14 protein-coding genes are annotated in these 17,050 nt (G+C 45.6%); 6 read left to right on the forward strand and 8 right to left on the reverse strand.

The features are described 5' to 3' along the window. Positions 1-294: 294 nt before the first annotated feature. The 8 genes from CWM47_RS09670 to CWM47_RS09705 all read right to left on the reverse strand — a co-directional run bounded on the left by CWM47_RS09670 (position 295) and on the right by CWM47_RS09705 (position 11,307). Positions 295-2,037, reverse strand: a complete 1,743-nt coding sequence (locus CWM47_RS09670) for a serine hydrolase (protein WP_100987779.1) — start codon at positions 2,035-2,037, stop codon at positions 295-297. Positions 2,038-2,733: 696 nt separating this feature from the next. Continuing rightward, complete coding sequence (locus CWM47_RS09675; protein ID WP_170069418.1) at positions 2,734-4,065, reverse strand: S41 family peptidase; 1,332 nt, start codon at positions 4,063-4,065, stop codon at positions 2,734-2,736. 10 nt (positions 4,066-4,075) lie between these two features. Next, positions 4,076-4,786, reverse strand: a complete 711-nt coding sequence (locus tag CWM47_RS09680; RefSeq protein ID WP_206170627.1) for a DUF4386 domain-containing protein — start codon at positions 4,784-4,786, stop codon at positions 4,076-4,078. Between the two features lie 76 nt (positions 4,787-4,862). After that, positions 4,863-5,558 (reverse strand): porin family protein, encoded by a 696-nt coding sequence (locus CWM47_RS09685; protein WP_100987782.1) that lies wholly within the window; start codon positions 5,556-5,558, stop codon positions 4,863-4,865. Between the two features lie 178 nt (positions 5,559-5,736). Then, positions 5,737-6,600 (reverse strand): CPBP family intramembrane glutamic endopeptidase, encoded by an 864-nt coding sequence (locus CWM47_RS09690; RefSeq protein ID WP_100987783.1) that lies wholly within the window; start codon positions 6,598-6,600, stop codon positions 5,737-5,739. A gap of 63 nt (positions 6,601-6,663) precedes the next feature. Next, a complete protein-coding gene (locus CWM47_RS09695) occupies positions 6,664-9,105 on the reverse strand; it encodes a TonB-dependent receptor (RefSeq protein WP_100987784.1) in 2,442 nt (813 codons plus the stop codon). Positions 9,106-9,551: 446 nt separating this feature from the next. After that, positions 9,552-10,247, reverse strand: coding sequence for a LytR/AlgR family response regulator transcription factor (locus CWM47_RS09700; protein WP_100987785.1), 696 nt, complete (start codon positions 10,245-10,247; stop codon positions 9,552-9,554). Then, on the reverse strand, positions 10,240-11,307 hold the full coding sequence (locus tag CWM47_RS09705) for a sensor histidine kinase (RefSeq protein WP_100987786.1): 1,068 nt from the start codon (positions 11,305-11,307) through the stop codon (positions 10,240-10,242). The genes CWM47_RS09700 and CWM47_RS09705 overlap by 8 nt, the downstream gene beginning before the upstream one ends. A 711-nt stretch (positions 11,308-12,018) precedes the next feature. Between CWM47_RS09705 and CWM47_RS09710 the strand changes: the two genes are divergently transcribed. From CWM47_RS09710 to CWM47_RS09730, 6 genes are all read left to right on the forward strand, one after another. After that, positions 12,019-12,807: a LytR/AlgR family response regulator transcription factor gene (locus CWM47_RS09710; RefSeq protein ID WP_100987787.1), complete on the forward strand. Its 789-nt coding sequence runs from the start codon at positions 12,019-12,021 to the stop codon at positions 12,805-12,807. Beyond that, positions 12,804-13,976, forward strand: coding sequence for a sensor histidine kinase (locus tag CWM47_RS09715; protein ID WP_100987788.1), 1,173 nt, complete (start codon positions 12,804-12,806; stop codon positions 13,974-13,976). Before CWM47_RS09710 ends, CWM47_RS09715 begins: the two co-directional genes overlap by 4 nt. Beyond that, the gene (locus CWM47_RS09720; protein ID WP_100987789.1) at positions 13,973-15,124 is read left to right on the forward strand and encodes a sensor histidine kinase; all 1,152 of its coding nucleotides are present in this window, start codon (positions 13,973-13,975) and stop codon (positions 15,122-15,124) included. The genes CWM47_RS09715 and CWM47_RS09720 overlap by 4 nt, the downstream gene beginning before the upstream one ends. Before the next feature lie 172 nt (positions 15,125-15,296). After that, positions 15,297-15,425, forward strand: a complete 129-nt coding sequence (locus CWM47_RS39765) for a hypothetical protein (RefSeq protein ID WP_262512009.1) — start codon at positions 15,297-15,299, stop codon at positions 15,423-15,425. A 17-nt stretch (positions 15,426-15,442) separates the two neighbouring features. Then, positions 15,443-15,793 carry a hypothetical protein gene (locus CWM47_RS09725; protein WP_100987790.1) on the forward strand — a complete coding sequence of 117 codons (351 nt, stop codon included), beginning with the start codon at positions 15,443-15,445 and terminating at the stop codon, positions 15,791-15,793. 628 nt (positions 15,794-16,421) lie between these two features. Further along, positions 16,422-16,991 carry a cupin domain-containing protein gene (locus CWM47_RS09730; protein ID WP_100987791.1) on the forward strand — a complete coding sequence of 190 codons (570 nt, stop codon included), beginning with the start codon at positions 16,422-16,424 and terminating at the stop codon, positions 16,989-16,991. Positions 16,992-17,050 lie beyond the last annotated feature (59 nt).

Consider the following 17,050-nt stretch of genomic DNA (forward strand, 5'->3'; position numbering starts at 1 on the left):
CCACTCGCTAGAGTAGCTTACTCTATCACGAAAATAGAAAAAGTGCAAATTCGTTCCACGTTCTACAAATGTTCTAATTTATTAGTCAGCCGGTCCAATTTCTATAATGTGCGTTAGTTTCTTTTCTATATCTACGGGTTATAAAGCCTGTTTAAACGTTTAAATTTTCAACATTTCTAGTAAAAAAAAGCCTGCGTAAAATCGGTATAAATCCCATTATACAGACTGAGGCAAGCAAATACACCGATTTGCTTGCCTCAGAATTTTCACTTTGTCGTAGAAATAGTCAATTTATCAACGCATCCGTTTCCCGGGTATATCCTGACCATTCTGGTGCAGAACGAGTTGCTCCACTTCACCTTTATCGTTGCTGATAAACGTAACCTGTGCGTCAACTACTTTCAGGAAAAACTTGGTTTTCGACTCGGGAAATAATTCAACCATGGGTTGCCCGGTAGCCTGTCCAAACAGCCTATCAGCTTTCAGGATAATCGCGATGGAGAAGGCCGGGGCTAATTGATAGGTACCGACATACGACGCTAACGTAGCCGAGTCGACGGCAACAACAACCTCTTTAGGCGCTTCTACAGATTCCCCTAATTCCTTCAACATAGCATATCCATTGGTATTTCGGGGGTTGAGCGCCACTGACTTTTTATAATCCTGTATGGCAGCCGCTTTATTACCCATTGCCTTATACGCTTCACCCCGGCTGTCATATACATTAAAGGAGTTTGGGTAAGCCTCTGCATTAAGGGTAAAAACAGTAATGGCTTCTTTAGTTTTCCCGTCGCGCAGTAGCTCATACCCTACAACATTGACGTCCTCTTCACTCGCGTTATACGCTTTGTCGGCCTTCCAGGCAGTGAGTTTCTGTTTCGTTTTTTCCAGCGGGTCTGACTGTACCGATTGCCGGAGCAAATCGGCAATCGGCTTTTTGGGCGCTTCAATAGGCTGATCGTACAGGATGCGCAGGATGTTTTTACGTATGTCGCTGAGTGGCGCTCCGCCCGTGTTGTTCAGCAGTACAACCAATTGTTTGTCCTTCGGAAGGCGGCTGATTATGGTATTGAAGCCGTTGATTCCCCCTGTGTGTTCAATGACCAGGAGGCTGTCTTTAAGTTGGCCAATCTTCGCATTTCTAACGCCCCATCCGTAGGCATAGCTATCTAAAAACGGAGTATACATCGTTACTTTCCCGCTCGCCGATAGTAGCTTATCGGTATACAACGCCTGATCCCACCGGTACAGATCCTCAACGGTCGAGTACATCGACCCGGCGGCATACGGAATCGTCATATCCAGGTAAGGCGAATTTACATAGCCACCATTTTTCTTTTCATAACCGGTTGCCCGTTTGGGTAAAATAGGGCTGAATAGATCGTAGCCGGTATTGGCCAGTTGGGCGGGCTTAAGAATATTCTCGGTAAGTACGTCGGCATAGGACTTTCCTGTTACTTTTTCGATAATGACGCCCAACAGGAAATAGCCGGAGTTGCTGTACGAAAATTTGGTGTCGGGTTCAAAATCCAGCGGCATACTATCAAATTTCTTCGTGAAGGATTCGGGCGTAACAGGATCGCGGCTAAGCGTCTCGAAAAACTTCGGGAAGTTGGTGTAGTTCGGAATACCCGACGTGTGGGTCAGCAAGTGGTGAATGGTAATTTTGTCACCCGTGGCTTTCGGGTAGTCAGGCAAATAATCTGTGACTTTGCCGGCTAGTTTCAGCTTGCCTTTTTCGACCAGTTGCATGATGAGCATGGCCGTAAATTGTTTGGTAATGGAACCCAGCCGGAATTTGGTATCGGGTGCATTCGGGATATTCCATTCCATATTAGCCATCCCGTATCCTTTTTTGAAAATAACCTGCCCTTTTTCGGCAACCAGCACCGAGCCATTGAACTGGCGATTGGTCACGTATTGCTGCACCAGTGCATCAATTTTAGCCGCTTTACTTTGGGCAAACGTCGTTGACGCAGCAAGCAGAATAACCAGAACGGACAGACTTGCCAACCGCTGTATAGGTGTGCTTTTCATAGAAAATGAGAGAAAGGTGATCGTTCATCAAGATTAGCACTTTCTGTTCCTCGATCTTGTGAAAAGTGATTTGTCGGTTTACAACCCGGATAAATGGCAAAGAATAACCTTATCCAAACTTTATTGGCCCAGGATAGGGTGAAATCGTTTTGGCGAGCGAATGCTCGCATATATGAGAGGGCATGGGCGAATGCCCGCGCCAGCCTGAGTATTTAGACATGTGTTTTCAGGCTACAGCAACCCCCGAATATGTGCGCATGAATTCCGGCAAAAAACCGATCACAGTGTCTGAAGCCGGGATACATTGTTCATTAAATCACCGGTCACTAAAACCACCGATTTGAATATGAATTTGCTGTGCAAAATTTTAACATCTGTAAACCACAATCAGTCGCATATGCTATTACCACCGTTGTGTGCTCCGGCACAAAGAAAAGTTTTGTCGGTGGTATCGGCAAGGTGGCTAGATTCAGTTACTTTACACAGATGGTTATGGCTAAAAGACAACTTTTTTCATCGATCAACGGCAGGCACTTAAACAGACGAATGAATTAGAGACTATTACCATTCAGGACGAAAAAGGCATCTGGCATCGCGGCAGGTTCATTTTTTCAGGTATTCATGTCAGTGTGATTACGGCTGGCCGGTTCGTATGACACTTGGATGTTGTCTCTTGGGTAAACAGAGGTCGGTTAACTAGTGTAGTCCTTTTCGCCGTTCCTCAACTATGTTTCCGTCACTGACATACAGCTTGATAGTGGGGTATCTCCCTTTGCTGTCTTTCACAAATTCTACGTGCGCAGTATCATCCAGCACAAACCGCCTGTTAGAAATATGTTTTAACTCTGTTAGCAGCCCTCCAGCCTCAGTATTCTTACAGAAGAGTTTATTTTTATTAAGGTAAATGGTAAGCGGGCCGTATGTACCCGCATATACCCGAAGTACATTTACTGGCAGTGGCTGTGCCTGCCGTTGTGCAGCCAGCTCGTCAAGCAGATACGCTAACTGATGTTTTTCTTGTTCAGTAGTTGCCGCATACAGTTGCTCAAGCAGGGCCAATTCCTGCGCTTTCGCAAACGCCTGACTGGCCTCAATTGACACGGTCGGAATGACTCCAACCCCTTCCCAATCCGTGTGTGTAACCGGGTTGAGCGAACGGGCAAATGGGATGGATATAACAATGCCCTGCCCCACCGAAATTGGTTTGGTTGGGTGAGCCCCCCCACCTGTCTTTTCACCTACGATGATAGCACGTTTGGCCATTTGCATCCCGTAAGCAAAATCCTCCGCACCGGAAAACGTACGATGACTGGTCAAAATATAAATGGGCATTAATAGCGATAGATTCCGTGCCTTTACAGGATCGGCATAGAAAACCGTTGTGTCGTTGGTTGACCGGTTGATCAGGTCATTCATATGGGTTTTTGTCTTGAAAAAATAACTTTCCAGCAGACTAACCATCTCCGGACTGCCCCCCATATTTTCTCTCAAATCAATGATCAGCGCATTTGTATTGGCTACAAATTGCAGCCCGGCAGTAATAGTTGGTTGGGCGCCAGCCAGATCCGGCACAAATCCTGTGAACGGGAAGTAGCCAATATTTCCGGGCAGCACCTCGACTTTCCTGAATAGATAGTTGTTGGCTTGCCAATACTTTTTAGCCTGCGTCATCTCTTCCTCAGCCGATGAAGGACTCCCCGGAGCAGCGGCAGTAAAAGCTGGATTGTAATCCATAAACAGATGCGGATCATGGTGAACTGTGGATAGGTCAGCTTGCAATTGCTTTACCAGCTCGTTAGGTGTATTCGCCAGCGAAGCATATGCTTTCTTCTGTAGCTGGGCGTTCAGGTAGACGCTCATGCGTTGCGCTTCTGCCGGGAATACATAGTGCCGGTTCAGACTGAGACTGATCGAATCAATCAGTTGAGGAATATTTACTGCCGGACGCAGAGCAGGTTGTCCAACACAGAAATAGGGAATGGCCCAGGCCGACAATATCAGGAGGATAAACAGGTTAGAAGATTTCATAACTAATTGTCTAATAGCAGGATGGTCTGAATCCTTTAATAATGAGGTAGATGCCCAGCGAAAACTCAAATAGTGCGACCGGAAGGGCAGACAGTGCCGCCAGCGGAGCATGTCGCCCAATGACACCAAAAAGCACCGCGATGTAGCCAGCGATCAATAGTGGGGCTCCAATGATTCCGATCAGTGACAGGGTTCGGGGCACCAAGCGGGACTTATACAGCAGGACTCCCAGCAACATGTCGCAGACAGCAGGCATGAAACTTTGTCCGAGCAGGAAAATGCGGTCATAGAGGGCGACAAGTGCATGGCTGGTGACCAGAGCATCGGCTCCTACCCCGGCCTGCCGCATGGTTACGATTGATAGAAGGAAGGCCACACCCACGAAGATGGTACCAGATTCCAGAATCCGCGCAGCAACGAGACCTAAGGCGAACCCTTCGTTCTGCTTCTGGAGTACCGGGTATAGTGTTATAGCAGTGCCAATACCAGCCAGAGCCACGATTATTTCGAGGATACCACCGAAAATGATGGCCGTGTCCGGTCCAGAGCTTACGATGTAGTTCGGTTCATGAATCGACCTGTAGAGGGCTATTGTCGGAATGGAGACAAATGTGAGCAGGTAGAGTATGCCTGCGACCAGCGAGGTCTTTCGCAGGGAGCTCATTGGTGCTCGCTCCGTTAATACATCCATGTCGATTGCGCTAGTTCTGTTTGCATTCATGTGCTTATTTTTTTAAAATTTTCAAGCAACTTTTTGTGAGCTAATAGACAATTGTGGCATGACGGGTTATGCATGTTTATCTGCCCGCCAGGGGGTTTGTTTTCCAGGCTTTAGAATAATGCACACTGATCATCAAAGCCCTGTTATACATTTCCTTGGTATAGACTATATTGGTTAAACCATAATTGTACCGTATGTCCAACACAATCCTTTTTTGTTTAAATGGAAACTCAACTCCTCCACCTAGTTGAATACCGGCTTCTAAACGCTTAAATCCCTCGCTTGAATTTTCAAACAAAAGTTTGGTAGACTGATCGTTAATTTTACTGTTTCCACTAATGTTGTAAGCAATGGATGGACCAGCGTTAATATAAAATTTACCCATATGAAAACGTGCCAGTACTGGCAATTCTAAGGTATTAAATTGAAGGGTTGATTCATTGGCACTCATTGGATTATTAGCTTTTAGCTGCCCGCCCTTTGTCATATAATATAGTTCAGAAACAAGGGAAAATCCGGATGTAATACCCGCCTGCAATGACACTCCAGCCTGTATACCGTTAGCTGATTTCTTATAATCAGTTAGACTACTGTTAGCGCTACCGTAGTTGACGTTTGTACTCGCCACATTCACCATTAAGTCGAAGTATGTTTTTGCTATTTTTTTGCCACCCTCTATTTTGTTTGATCCTTGCCCTCTAGCTTGACCAAATGCGGCTGCTGACAGGAAAATTATACCTAGTATGATCCCTGCTTGTCTATTTTTTTTCATGATTTTTTTAAGGTTTAAAGTATTTGACTGAGGCAAAACTATTCGTATGACTTTGGGCCTGCAATTAAACTATGCCAGGGCGGAGATAATGTCTGCAAACAGGGAATTTCAGCCTATGAAATTTCTGAAGATCGGCTAAACTTGGCTATGCAGTTTTTAATAAACCCTGGCTTATCTATTATTTCTTCCAATAGGGCTTTATTAGCTTGTTACGCTTTATATTCAGGTACATTAACACGATCGTTGCGATCAACCCAACTACCGTTGCCTGTAGCGTTCCTTCAGGACCAAATTCTCCGCCTGTAATGAGTTTTGATCCTGTTATTTGTGTTGTTAGTAAGCTATTCGTTTTTTCATTCCCCGACGTTATTGCGCCAAATATGCCTGATTGCATGAAGTTCCAGGCAAAATGAATGGCAATAGGGAACCACAAGTTTCTTGCATAGATATAAGCAGCACCCAGCAAAAAACCTGCTTCAATTGTAATACAACTCGCCGAAACCAATGAACTGCCAGGATTGACCAGATGCAATGCACCAAAAACTAAAGCAGAACTAAGCAGCGCTAGAGAGCTGCCAATTTTTTCTTCTATTATCCTAAAAAGTATGCCACGAATTAAAATTTCTTCCAGGATAGCGACGGTAAAGGCAACAGCTAGAGGGATAATAATAAATGAGACTGGGTTTATTGAAATTATCGCAAAACCATTGTTTATATAAATTACCAGAACTGTCAAACATTGCAGGACAACGCCAATTGAAACACCCAGAATCAAATTTTTTGCAAGTCCATTCAATGATATTTCTGTAATAGCGCGCTTTTCAATTAGCCTGAAAAATGTACGATAACTAGCAATTGCAAGCAGGGATACAACAAGCCCCTTTAAAAGATTTCGATAGTCTCTATCAAGCCCTGTGGACATCAGGAATTTTCCCGCTATTTCCTGCCCAATTATAACTACGCCTAAACAGACCAAGACACCAAGTAGTATTCGCACAAGTGGGTTACTGAATAGCTTATTTTTCTCATGATTCTTTTCCATTTTTTTGATTGGTATTAGTTACTTGATTGGTAACATATCTGATATTACCAAGACCAAACAGGGCTAAAAATATAACCGGTACATCAGGTTAGGAACTAATCCTCGTTGCGTGGTGTGCCCTACCGAACCTGGCTGGCTGGGGTCGTAATATTCGGTTACCTTGCCTTTATTGTCGGTGAGGTTATCCAGGTTCAGGAATAGCTCATGCGTTGTGCGTGGTTTATTCCATTTATAACTGACCGAGAGTACTAACTTGGACAAGTCACTTAACGATGTTTCGTATGCTTTACTATAATCCCAGAACTTATTCGCAGCCGGATCGACGGCTAAATTCCCGGCAGCATCTCTTAACAGCGGTATGATAGGTTTAGCGCCACTGAAAAATACTTTCGCATTCAGGCCCAGGACTTGATTCTTGTTTTTCCCCAGCTTAACAAATTCTTTACCGGCAAGTATATTGATCAGATAATGGCCGTTGTAGGGTGTGTTTCGCTCTTTCCCTTCCAGTGTTTGATAGGTGGAGCTGTATAGAGACGCGTTGACTAAATAATAGAAATTGTGGCTGAAGAACCGTTCCAGGCTTAATTCTATCCCATAATTTTTTCCCGTTCCCTGATTAACCAGGGCCACATAATTGAAATCCGGGCCTTCATTGATGGTGGCAAACGTACTCGTTGCCTTATTTTCGACTGGTAATTGATAGAGGGACTGATAATACACTTCTGCTTTGGCCACCAGCAATGGCGTGAACCGTTTTTGGAAACCCAGCACAAAATGGTGTGCTTTGAGCAAACCCAGGTTTCTGTTTGGCTCACTGATCTGGCCATTTTCTGTCTGGACCTGGGCAAAATAGTTGTGGGCACCTTCCATGGTACTGTGTTTCCCGTAACCGGCTTGAAGCGAACTGGTCGGGCTGAGTTGCCAGTTCAGCGAGATTCGGGGTTCCAGGGTACTTTTATGGTTGAGCAGCACATTCATGTTATGCAGGCCCGTTACCAGCGTAACCGCTTCATTGAATCGGTGTTTCCAGCTGATATAATTCCGGATCGTACCCAGATTCTCCTGAAAGTCAAGCAAGTACACCCGGTTGGCGGCATCCCCCTGTAGTTGGCTTTGCCGATAGTCATACGCAACCAGCGAATATTGAGTGCCGATCTGGATATTGTTCCGGGCATTTATTTTCTGGTGAAAGGTGATACCTCCCCGGTAAGTCGATTTAAGTAAGTGGCTTTGGTAATTAGGGTGGGTCGTTAATACCGAATCCCTCAGGAAGTCCCCACTACCGTTGTATTGTTTTTCGATCGTTGATTCAAAAACCTGGTCTTTGATACCTTCCTGCGAAAAAGACAACGTAGAATGGATGAAGCTGTTGGTGCCACTGGGCATCGTGTGGGTTAGCCCCAGGTTCAATAAGTGAGACCCTTTTTCCATATCTTCCCGAATACCAGCGAGCATGGAACGGTCACCCGGCGTTTCCGCAACGTCGGGTTTTACTTCTTTCAGGAGGGCGCTACTCAGGCCACCTAACCCAAAAAGAGAAAAGGCACCTGCTTTTTTGGTGGGCAATACAATCTTAAATGCGGCATCCTGAAACTTGGGTGATCCCTTCACCCCCGTTAAACCCAGGTCGGTTAACAAGGAAATGGTGGAGTAGCGGTAATTCACCAGATAAGACCCGCCATACCCTTTTTTGAGCGGGCCTTCAACCGTTAAATCCGTACCCAGAATCCCAACGCCTAAAACAGCTTCCGTTTTTTCATTATTCCCGGTTCTCAGTTTTACGTCATATACACCGGACAATACATCGCCGTATTCGGGAGCAAAGGCACCCGTATAAAAATCAGAAGTGGCCAGAATGTTATTATTGAGGGTACTTAATCCACCGCCAATAGCCCCCTGGTCGGCAAAATGGTTCGGGTTAGTGATTTGTACACCCTCCAGCCGCCATTGTATGTATTTGGGCGAATTACCCCGGACAATAATGTCGTTATTTCCATTTGGATTGTTGGCTACCCCCGCGAAATTGGACATGATCAGAGACGGATCGTTAAATCCTCCGGCATATCGGCTCGTTTCTTCGGGTGAAATGGAACGGGCGCTGATCAGAGCCATTTCGTTCCGGGCCTGTCCTTTGGTATGACTGGCCCTCACCACGAACTCGGCCAACTTTGTAGTCGATTCCTGCAAGGTCAGGGGCAACACCACTTCCTTGCCGGAGTTGACGACAATATCCGGGATGACTTTGGGTTCGTACCCCAGGTACGTAACGTGGAGGGTTATACGTCCGGCCGGGATGTTGCTTAATCTGAAGTTGCCATTCACGTCGGTCGTGGTACCAACCAGCGGGGAAGACCCCACTATGATCAGGGTTGCGCCAATCAGTGGAATCTGGCTATCCGAATCGGTTAATGTACCTCGTACAGTTTGAGACAATGGCTGCGTCTGTCCTAAAAGCGGGCTAAACAAAAGGAGGAGGAAGCTGAGTACTATAAAGATGTATTTCATGGGATTGATTTTTGTTTGTGGTGATTTCACGTTGCTGGAAGATTACAGGAAGGGGCCGTTCATCAATATTCAGGGCTTTGTTTTAAACGCTGATGGTAGATAAGTCAACTGGATCAAAAGTATAGATCGGCGTAAGTGCCTGCAATTCAACTATACCAAGGCGGAGATCCCGTCTGCAACGGGGTGATTTTAATCTGCCAAGTTTTAGAGGGGTTGTGCTTGAATCACCGCTGATAAGGTATTGGCGCGCTATGAATAGCAAGGTCAGGTATGGTTGCGGCTACAGATAGTGCCGCGTCGACCTGTGTAAACAGGGGCGATCCTGGATTAAAACGCTGGGGCACCATGCACCTCATTGGGCGCTGCTGCTCAACGGATAACCGGTGTGAGCCGACCGGTGCGAGGTAAGTTGATAAAGAAAGGAGAAGTCCTGGTAAGGAGCAAGCTTATGGTCTGCTATTGATGAGTTCAAGGAAAGCCTCCTTGTATGTTTCTGAAATAGGAATTAATTGATCCGAAATTTTTATCCTGCTCCGCTCAATGGATTCTATTTTACTAATGGCAACCATGTAGGATTTGTGTACCCGGCACACTAAGGAAGCCGGAATTAATTGTTCGATCTCGTGAAAGCTCTGCAAGGTCATAACTTTTTTAGCTGAGCAATGAATTCGCAGATAATCTCTCATGCCTTCAATATAGAGAATATCATTAATCATAATTTTTTCCAGGCGGTTCTCCGTTTTCACGAAGAAGAAATCAATTCTTTTATCGGCAGTATGATGCGATAAATTTTCTCGTGCTTTATTGACAGCCTGTAAGAATCGGTTAAATGTAAAAGGTTTTAGAAGGTAATCTGTTACCTGTAGTTCATAGCCCTTCAGTGCGTGTTCCTGATAGGCAGTTGTCAGGATAACCTGGCTGGTTATTTTTGAACTTTCCAGCAGTTCGATACCGGATAATTCATCCATATTTATATCCAGGAAAAGCAGATCTGCCTTATTATTATTTAAATACATTAGGCCGGTTAGCGCATTATCGAACGTTGCGCTCAGGGTCAAAAAAGGAATTTTTTCAACAAAATCCTTCGTCTTTTCAAGGGCCAGTGGCTCGTCTTCAATAATGATGCAGGTGTATTTATCCATTGATGATCATTAAGTTTACACTATACAGGTCCTCTGTTTTATGAACGTCCAGCGTGTGTTTTTCCCCATAAACAAGGTTCAGTCGTTTTTGAATCAGCGCACTGCCTAAACCGCTGTCAGATCGCTGAACCGATGGTTTTGAATCAAACTTATTTTCACAGGTAAACTGTATTTTCTGCGCCTTCACCGACAGATGTATAGAAATAGCATTCTCAAGCTTCTTATTATTGGTATGCTTAAACGCATTTTCAATGAATGGAATAAAGGTCATGGGCGCAATTTGCTTACTACCAATATTTCCGGTTACTGTAAATTGAACATACTCTTTGTTCGACGATCTAATTTTTTGTAAGGCTATATATTTCTCTATATACTCAATTTCTTTGGAAAGGAGAATTTTATCGGGCTTTGTCTCGTAAAGCATGAATCGCATTATGTCAGACAATTTATTTAAATAATCTGATGCCGCCACCGCATCCTTTAAAATTAACGCGTCGATATTATTAATGGTATTAAACAGGAGGTGAGGATCAAGCTGCAATTTTATTAAAGCCATTTCCATTTCATAAGTTTTTTCTTTTAGCGCTTCATTCAATTTAATGTCATTAAACCAGGTAATAAATCCATTAATGACCAGGGCGACAATTCCACAAACTACCCCAATAAAAGTCATAAGCATGATTACGCGGATAGCGGTAGATCTGCCATGTTCACCGTTGCTGTCCATATCAACAACATTGCCTGATTCAATGAAATACCGCAGCAGCAGATAGCCAAATAGAGCTGCTCCAAATGAAATTAGCAGACCGAAAAGTGCTGAAAGCACAAACTTTTTTTGTTGCAGGTATTTAGGGAATACCAGAAGATAGTAGAAAAAATAAGAGATAACAGAAGGAACAAAACCAAAAAGAAGGATATTTTTCAACGCATTTATAACTTGGAATACCGGATTAACTGAATGAAGGTTACTTCGATAATAAACCCCTAGCATGATTGCAATCAGTATAAAATAACAGGACCAGAAACCAATGTGGATTAAAACAACAAACGACTTTTTCATAATTCAAATCTACTAGTACGAAGAATCAAAGGTCATTTATCGTCTTGATTAATGGCAAAATGATATGCAAACTCGTCCTATTTGTCTGCAAAAGGCAAGATTGACGGGGCAAGCTGAAAATGCCTTGTACTAAAATTGCCCTGACTCTTTGACGAAACGTAGTGCTTCTATCGGCCCGGCACTTCTCAGCGATATTCAGATAAGAAATAACTCAAGCGTATGCTACGGCTTGGAGTTGACAGCTGTTAAAACGACCACGAGCCCCCTCCCCTATTGACTTGTCTGCATAATGTTGACCATAAATAGTCAATTTATGGAAAGACTGGTTAAACTCCGCATGAATAGCCTAAACGGATCATGTGGAAAATGGTGTTGACCCGCCAATGCGACCGCCGTTCTCCTCGATCAGCTCAACCGCATTGGCGGGCCGAATTGACCAAGCCGCTGAGCGCAATAAAGTCAATCGCTTAACGATACTTCGATGAATTAGAAGAATCGAAGCGGAATCCTATTAACCCAATTTGTTGCATGTCAAGTTTGAATCTGCGAAAATCCTGGAAGAAATAATAGAGTGCAACAATTTTGTCAGCCATGCATGCAATTCGTGTTACAGGGGAATGTTAGTCAATGTTCGATAGACTTTGAGCAATACTATCGTAGGATAATATTGCGTAGACTTGTAGCTTGTATAAAATATCGTTTTTCCCTATAATGACTCCTTCTTTACACTGCTATATTATAGATGACGAGCTTCCAGCGCGCACAGTTTTAGAGAAATTCATTCAACGTGTGCCTTTTCTGGAACTCGTTGGCCAGAGTGATAACGCCGTCGACGCGCTTTTCGCGATTCAACAGGCCCGACCCGATCTTATTTTTCTGGACATCGAAATGCCGGAAATGACGGGAATCGAGTTTTTGAAAGCGCTGGGAATGCCACGGCCTCAGGTCATTATGATCACGGCCTCTCCCCAATATGCTGTGGAAGGTTTTGAACTTAATGTGGTTGATTACTTACTCAAACCTGTAGCATTCGACCGGTTTCTGCGAGCAATCAATAAAGTTAAACGAGAAGGTACGGAGCGAATTAACCCGGTGCCCTCCACACTACCTGCTCCCGTCGCTCAGGCCCACGTACCACTCAGAACTGAAACCGATATACAACTAACTGCCGAAGGCGATGCTGAATTTTTTCTGGTCCGGGAAGATAAAAAGCTGATCAGGGTAGTCCCGAACGAAATTGTACTCATCGAAGCCATGAAAGACTACCTGACGATCCATCTGAAGGGCCGTACCATCGTGGTCCATATGACACTTGCCAAGATGGAAGACATGCTGCCGACAGCTCACTTCCTGCGCGTCAATCGATCCTACATTGTTCGGAAAGCGGCTATTAAAGAAATCGATGGCAACCTGATTACCACCATCGACGACAAGCGGGTGCCTATTGGGGTTACTTATCGGGATTCTGTTTGGGAAGCCATGAAAAAGAATATTATGTGAATAAGTTTTTTCAACACTGGCAGCAGTGGTTTACTGCCTATAGTCGGCCGGTCCGCTATATACGTCACGCACTCATCTGGCTGATCATCTGGATTTTGTCAAGCGAAACGGCGCATTTCGGTGTTCAGGATAAGCCATCTATTGACCTCGCCGTTACCGTTTTGATCGCCTTGTCCACGCTGCTGTATTTTTACGTGCTGGGCTACTTTGTTTTTCCTGTTTTCCTGTACCGTTTCCGACCGGTCTGGCTGGTTAGCTGGCTGATTCTAACCTACTGGTTCAGCTATCTGCTGAATCGACTGGTTTTTATCGAATTGCAGCCGTACAGCCTTTCTGCCACGTCGTATCTCTCCAAAATTGCGCATATGGTGCAGGCAGCGGGGCCACTTGGCTGCTTTACGTCTATCAAAGTGGCCCTGTGGAATTACGTGCTGGGGTTATATATGGTCACACTACTGCTCGTGATGAAGAGCGCAAGGGATATAATTTCCAACCGTAATCGCTCCATCCGGCTGGAGGGCGACCGGCTGCGGCTGGAACGGGACAAACTAGCCCTCGAGGGCAGTCATCTGACCCTGGAACTGGATTTTCTGAAGATGCAGATCAGTCCTCACTTTTTATTCAATACGCTGAACACAATTTACGCGCGGGTCGTCGATGCCGACGAGCAGGCGGCCAATCAGGTGCTTCGACTGGCCGAACTCATGCGCTATAACCTCTACGAAGCCAACGCGGATCGAATCGGTTTAGAACTCGAATTGAATTACATTAATGATTACCTGCAACTGGAACAGGCACGGCACGCGCAGTGGATATCCGTAACACTGGAGGCCGACGATAGGGTCGAACAGTATCAGATTGCTCCGCTGCTGCTCAATACGTTTGTCGAAAATGCGTTCAAACACGGAGTCAGAGCTGGCAACTTTTCGTATGTACTTATTACGGCCCGGATGGACGGCGACACGCTGGAGTTTACTGTTCAGAATACGTTGCAGCCTGAGACACGGGCGTCGGGCCGGAAGTCGGGCGGAGTGGGGTTGGTCAACGTTCGTAAACGGCTCGACCTACTCTATCCGAATCGATATGCGCTGACGACCGGTCCGGTCAAGGATCAGTACGTTGTTACGCTTCGTTTGCAGTTGGAACCACTAGCTGTACCGACCCGATGACCAATTTTCAGTCTGTGACCTCTGCTCGGCTGATTCGCCACATGCTGCTTTGGGTAGGTGTCTGGCTATTTTTTCGCTACGTCAACTTCGGCCTGTACATAAGCGATAGTGAACTGGTTATTAACACGTTGACGGCGGTAACGTTCGGACAGACCATCGGCTTGTTTTATTTATTTGGCTACTGGGTGTACCCCCGTTACCTGTACCGGTTTCGATTTCTTTGGTTCAGTCTATTCGTTTTGCTGGCCTATTATTTTATCTACCTGAGTTCGTACCTGACTACGTATTTTTTACAGCAGACCAGTCCCGATAAGGATCCAGCTTTGCTTAGCCAGGTTGAGAAAAGCTGGGCGCTCATTCAACCCGCAGGCATAGTTGGCTGTTTTACCAGCGTCAGCGTTGCCTTCTGGAACCTGAATAACTTTTTTTACGTAACCCTGCTGCTGGGAGGTAAGCTCGTTAAGGACCTGTTTATGAGCCGTACCCGCACATTGCTTATTGAGCGCGATGCCGTTGATCTTGAGCGAACGAACCTGGCCCTGGAACGCGACAACCTGATGTTGGAACTGAATCTGCTCAAATCGCAGGTAAATCCGCATTTTCTGTTCAACGCGCTCAACGGTATTTACGCCCGGGTGGTCGATGTAAATGAACCGGCTGCCGAACTGGTGCTGCGCCTGGCCGAACTTATGCGCTATAATCTCTATGAAGCGAACGTACCGCAGATTGACCTGGCCGACGAGATTGCCTATATTGAAAATTACATCAGCCTGGAGAAAATACGTCATGCTTCCCTGGTCGACGTCATTTTTTCGGCTGATGGCGACTTCACCGGCCACCCGATTGCGCCACTGCTTCTGATTGCGTTTGTTGAAAATGCCTTTAAACACAGCCTGGGCGCTGGACCGAATTCAGCCTATGTGCTGGTAGACACTCAATTAGAGGACGATACGTTCTATTTCACCGTTCAGAACAGCCTCCCGCAACAACCCCAACAGCCAACTGCAAAAAAGTCTGGCGGGATTGGCCTGGTAAATGTTCAGAAGCGCCTGGCCCTTTTGTATCCGGAGCGGTATACACTCGATGTCCGGCAAACAGCTACCAGTTACACGGCGGTTTTGCAGCTTCAACTCGGTTCGACGAAGTAGACCATTTTTCATTCATCGACAGAATTCGCGCATTCGCCGACAGCAGCCGTAGCACCGGTCTAAACTAGTTGTGCGACCTCCCGGCTCATACTACCTTTAATTCATCAGAACAGCAAGTCGCTTCGTTCAGAATCATTTATCAAATTTTTAACCAAATAACCTGCTACATATTATGAAAACTCAACCTACTACCGCCCGTCTAAATCTAAAAAAAGAACGTTTAGTCAACCTGAGCGCCAGCCATGCCAAACACGCTGGCCAGCAACGCTCTGGTGTTCCCTGCTGGTTTACCCGTATTTAAGTTCTCCTCCACTAATTATGTTACGTTGTTGTCTGCTTAATTACCCGTGGGATGGGCAAAACCCAATCGCTTACTACATCCAGCGCACCGGCTACCTCACTATCGCGCAGGCCGGTGCGCTCACGGATGACCTTCTGACGAAACTTCAAACGGACAGCTACGATTTTGTTTTTCTGCACTTGTCAACCACCGACGAACTAATTCCTAAATCTTACCAGGAAATTCTGAACGCACAGCGTCGTTTCATCATCACATCGCCTTTTCCAAAACACCTTTACCAAGCTTACGAGCTTGCGCCGGTCTCTTACCTGACCGAACCTTACCCATTTGAGCGGTTCCTGAAATGCATTGACGTATTACTCCCCTGATTTTCTCACTGTCGCACAGTAGGTTTGCGCTATCCTGGCCGTTCTCACACCTTAGGTAGTTTTGCCGTTTCGTACGGCAGCGGCCGACCGCTCAGGCGGCCCTGCGTAAAATCCGTCCCCTGGCAGTGTACAAGGCTTCTTCAACTCAACAAGTAGCAAGAAAGTGCGACGTTGATTAGTGAGATGGCAATTTGAGACAGCAGCCAAATTCTACAAATATCATTTTCAGCTTAAACAAGCTGTCGCGTAAAAACGGGCATTTAATGAAACTGTACAGTAAGGGAATGTATGCGGGAACAGCGGGTAAACTTAAATGGAGGATGGTGACGTCCGGCCGTCAAATCCCCAGTCGGCCTTCGCCAGCACTTGGCCCTAACACTCTTCATTTATATAAGCTCAATTCAACAGAAAGCGCCTAAATTAGCTGTATAACAGAACTCCCGTTTTGTTTAACTTCTTGTCTAAATAAACATAACGTAGATCATACGACTAATTCCGGCCAGATTCAGCTCAGTTCTTTTCATCCCATTAAGTCTAAAGCCGCGATTACCTTTTCCTAAAAATTTATTGGATTGTGGGCATTAGCTGACTAGATTGAGTAATCACTTGGATTCAAACACCTATCCTCATGCAACCCTCGATCCCATCTTCGGCCTCTCGTACCATTACCAATCCTGTTCTTAAAGACGAGGTGACTTTTCTTCAAACCAGCCAGGAAAGCAACGGTCGGCATTCGCTGGTTGAAGTTTTTTTATCACCGGGCGGGGGTAACCCCCTGCACTATCATCGAGACTTTGCCGAGGAGTTTGTTTGTTTAGAAGGGGAATTGAGTATCCAGCTGGAGAAGCAAATTATTCAACTCAAGCCAGGGGAATCGGCTATAGTTCCCGTTAATAAAGCACACCGTTTTTTTAATCAATCTACTCAGCCCTGCCGCTTTGAGTGCCGCATCACACCGGGTTTTCCCGGCTTCGAGCAGTTTCTTCAGATTGTCTACGGGCTGGCTCACGATGGGCAGGTGAATGGGCAAGCTATGCCAAAAAACCCCTTTGCCTTAGGATATGTGATACTGATTAGCGGTACCTACATGAGTGGATTAATGGCCGTCTTGCAGCCGATCTTAACCTGGTTAGGTCGTCAGGCAATTAAGCGGGGGCTTGGTCGAGAGTTACAGGGTCGATATATCAAGATTCAGTAAACTATTGGCCTGTCTCTTTAAAGGCTCCTAAACGTGACGAAGAATACCTTATGCATCTG

It is taken from the genome of Spirosoma pollinicola (assembly GCF_002831565.1).
GTDB lineage: Bacteria > Bacteroidota > Bacteroidia > Cytophagales > Spirosomataceae > Spirosoma > Spirosoma pollinicola.

Excerpts from the sequence above, each read along its gene's own strand:
- CWM47_RS09690 (WP_100987783.1), bottom strand. The coding sequence starts at position 6,600 with ATGGAAAAGAATCATGAGAAAAATAAGCTATTCAGTAACCCACTTGTG.
- CWM47_RS09680 (WP_206170627.1), bottom strand. The coding sequence starts at position 4,786 with ATGAATGCAAACAGAACTAGCGCAATCGACATGGATGTATTAACGGAG.
- CWM47_RS09685 (WP_100987782.1), bottom strand. The coding sequence starts at position 5,558 with ATGAAAAAAAATAGACAAGCAGGGATCATACTAGGTATAATTTTCCTG.
- CWM47_RS39765 (WP_262512009.1), top strand. The coding sequence starts at position 15,297 with ATGAAAACTCAACCTACTACCGCCCGTCTAAATCTAAAAAAAGAACGT.
- CWM47_RS09700 (WP_100987785.1), bottom strand. The coding sequence starts at position 10,247 with ATGGATAAATACACCTGCATCATTATTGAAGACGAGCCACTGGCCCTT.
- CWM47_RS09710 (WP_100987787.1), top strand. The coding sequence starts at position 12,019 with ATGACTCCTTCTTTACACTGCTATATTATAGATGACGAGCTTCCAGCG.
- CWM47_RS09695 (WP_100987784.1), bottom strand. The coding sequence starts at position 9,105 with ATGAAATACATCTTTATAGTACTCAGCTTCCTCCTCCTTTTGTTTAGC.
- CWM47_RS09705 (WP_100987786.1), bottom strand. The coding sequence starts at position 11,307 with ATGAAAAAGTCGTTTGTTGTTTTAATCCACATTGGTTTCTGGTCCTGT.
- CWM47_RS09670 (WP_100987779.1), bottom strand. The coding sequence starts at position 2,037 with ATGAAAAGCACACCTATACAGCGGTTGGCAAGTCTGTCCGTTCTGGTT.
- CWM47_RS09730 (WP_100987791.1), top strand. The coding sequence starts at position 16,422 with ATGCAACCCTCGATCCCATCTTCGGCCTCTCGTACCATTACCAATCCT.
- CWM47_RS09720 (WP_100987789.1), top strand. The coding sequence starts at position 13,973 with ATGACCAATTTTCAGTCTGTGACCTCTGCTCGGCTGATTCGCCACATG.
- CWM47_RS09725 (WP_100987790.1), top strand. The coding sequence starts at position 15,443 with ATGTTACGTTGTTGTCTGCTTAATTACCCGTGGGATGGGCAAAACCCA.
- CWM47_RS09675 (WP_170069418.1), bottom strand. The coding sequence starts at position 4,065 with ATGAAATCTTCTAACCTGTTTATCCTCCTGATATTGTCGGCCTGGGCC.